Source organism: Mesorhizobium sp. M7A.F.Ca.CA.004.04.2.1 (assembly GCF_004022825.1).
Taxonomy (GTDB): Bacteria; Pseudomonadota; Alphaproteobacteria; order Rhizobiales; family Rhizobiaceae; genus Mesorhizobium.
Map to the genome: position 1 here is coordinate 1 of NZ_RZPH01000902.1, position 2,489 is coordinate 2,489.

Here is a 2,489-nt window from a genome sequence, read left to right on the forward strand (position 1 = left end):
AGCTTACGTCGAACATCTGCTTCACCATCGCCGCGTGCTGCCTGGCCAGCACGGCGATCCCCACATAGGGCACCTTGCGGCCATAGCGGTGGATGACAGCGCTGGCCAGGCAGCACGCGGCGATGGTGAAGCAGATGTTCGACGTAAGCTTGGTCAGCGGCATCCCGATGGGCAAGGTGAAATACTGCAGCAGGAAGCCAGCCGCCGAGAGACTGTAGCTGATCGCCAAAACGGCCAGATAGGGGCGGTGGCGCTGATAGGACCATAGCACAAGGAACGCCGCGCCGAGCGCCAGCGCGATCGTCGGGTTGAGCAGCGCAATGAGCAGACCCGTGTCCAACCGACTGTGACTTCCCCTGGCTTACGTCAGGGAAGAGCTTAGAGGGCAAGCCCAAACAAGCGGTTAAGCGAAAGCGGTAAGCAGGACCGCCGTCTCAAAATAATGTCAGGGAACCGCAGTCCCCAGTCAGCGTTCCTCCGTTCACAATCTGGAGCGACCCATGGCCGACACAATCACACTGACCGACCACGATGCGATCCGCTCATGGGCTGCCGGGCGCGCCGGCTTTCCCGCAATCGTCGACATATCGCCGGAAGCGGGGACGCAGCCCATGTTGAGGCTGGTCTTCGGCCAGCACGCCTATCAGGATCAGGACCAGCCTGAACGGCCGCTCAATGCGGGAGGCTATGAACTCGTCGAATGGGACGAATGGTTCAAGCTCTTCGAGGAACAACAGCTTGCGCTAGTGGTCGCGGCCGAACAGCCGGGACGCCGCGAGGAGTTCCACGAGCTCGTCCGCCGCGACGGAAAGAGCTGACCCGAGCCGGGCGCGGCTCGGGTTCTGTTCAAATCCGGGTTACTTCCACTCGCGGATGTCGACGAAGTGGCCGGCGATCGCCGCCGCGGCCGCCATCGCCGGCGACACGAGATGGGTGCGGCCCTTGAAGCCTTGCCGGCCCTCGAAATTGCGGTTCGAGGTCGAGGCGCAGCGTTCATGCGGCTTTAGCCGGTCGTCGTTCATGGCAAGGCACATCGAGCAGCCCGGCTCGCGCCAGTCGAAGCCGGCGGCGACAAAGATCTTGTCGAGACCTTCGGCTTCCGCCTGTTCCTTGACCAGGCCGGAGCCGGGCACGATCATCGCATCGACATGCGGGCTGACCGTCTTGCCTTCGACCACCTTGGCGACGGCGCGCAGATCCTCGATGCGGCCGTTGGTGCACGAACCGATGAAGACGCGGTCGAGCGTGATGTCGGTGATCTTGGTGCCCGGCGTCAGACCCATATAGTCGAGCGCGCGCTGCTTGGAGGTGCGCTTGTTTTCATCGGCGATGTCGTCCGGGTTCGGCACGATGCCCTGCACCGACACGACATCCTCGGGCGAGGAGCCCCAGGAGACGATCGGCGGCAGCTTGGCCGCGTCGAGCACGATCACCTTGTCGAAATGCGCGCCTTCGTCGGACTGCAGCGTCTTCCAATATTCGAGTGCCGCATCCCAGGACGCGCCCTTCGGCGCGCGCGGCTTGTCCTTGACATAGGCGAAGGTCGTCTCGTCGGCGGCGATCAGGCCGGCGCGCGCGCCGCCTTCGATCGACATGTTGCAGATCGTCATGCGGCCTTCCATCGACAGCGCACGGATCGCTTCGCCGGCATATTCGATGACATAGCCGGTGCCGCCGGCGGTGCCGATCTCGCCGATGATGGCCAGGATGATGTCCTTGGCGGTGACGCCCTCCGGCAACTGGCCGTCGACACGCACCAGCATGTTCTTGGCCTTGCGCTGGATCAGCGTCTGCGTCGCCAGAACATGCTCGACCTCGGACGTGCCGATGCCATGCGCCAGCGCGCCGAAAGCGCCATGCGTCGAGGTGTGGCTGTCGCCGCAGACGATGGTCATGCCGGGCAGAGTAAAGCCCTGCTCCGGACCGATGATGTGGACGATGCCCTGGCGGATATCGTTCTCGGAATAATATTCGACGCCGAAATCCCTGGCGTTCTTGGCCAGCGCCTCGACCTGGATGCGGCTTTCCTCGTTCTTGATGCCGAACTTGCGCTCGGGCGAGGTCGAGACATTGTGATCGACCACGGCCAGCGTCTTTTCCGGATGCCGGACTTTACGGCCGGTCATGCGCAGGCCTTCGAAGGCCTGCGGGCTGGTCACTTCATGGACCAGGTGGCGGTCGATGTAGAGCAGGCAGGTGCCGTCGTCCTGGCGATCGACGACATGGTCGTCGAAAATCTTGTCGTAGAGGGTGCGCGGTGCGCTCATGTGCGTAAATCCGTCGATATGAGAATGGGAAAGAGCAGGTACCGGACCTCAGGCCCGGCGAAAGGGACCCGAACAGGTCGGCCTAGGGTAGTCGGCTGGTCAGCGCCCCGGACACGCGCGCGGAAAAACGCGACGGCAGGCGTTTCCTGTCCTGCAGCACGAACCCCTTGTAGGCCGGATCGCCAAAAAGCTCTTCCATGGCGTGGCTCATACCAATGTCTG

At 63.3% G+C, this 2,489-nt stretch carries 2 protein-coding genes and 1 pseudogene; 1 reads left to right on the plus strand and 2 read right to left on the minus strand.

Features of this window, described 5'->3' with window-relative positions; translation table 11 throughout:
- Positions 1-340, minus strand: a pseudogene (locus EN893_RS28920) (hypothetical protein); the annotation flags it as partial.
- 160 nt (positions 341-500) lie between these two features.
- On the opposite strand from EN893_RS28920, the gene EN893_RS28925 reads away from it, so the two are divergent.
- Positions 501-818, plus strand: a complete 318-nt coding sequence (locus tag EN893_RS28925; protein ID WP_127267369.1) for a hypothetical protein — start codon at positions 501-503, stop codon at positions 816-818.
- Positions 819-857: 39 nt separating this feature from the next.
- Here EN893_RS28925 and leuC read toward each other — a convergent pair whose 3' ends face one another.
- Positions 858-2,267, minus strand: coding sequence for a 3-isopropylmalate dehydratase large subunit (leuC, locus tag EN893_RS28930; protein ID WP_127267368.1), 1,410 nt, complete (start codon positions 2,265-2,267; stop codon positions 858-860).
- Between the last annotated feature and the right edge of the window lie 222 nt (positions 2,268-2,489).

Excerpts from the sequence above, each read along its gene's own strand:
- EN893_RS28925 (WP_127267369.1), top strand. The coding sequence starts at position 501 with ATGGCCGACACAATCACACTGACCGACCACGATGCGATCCGCTCATGG.
- leuC (WP_127267368.1), bottom strand. The coding sequence starts at position 2,267 with ATGAGCGCACCGCGCACCCTCTACGACAAGATTTTCGACGACCATGTC.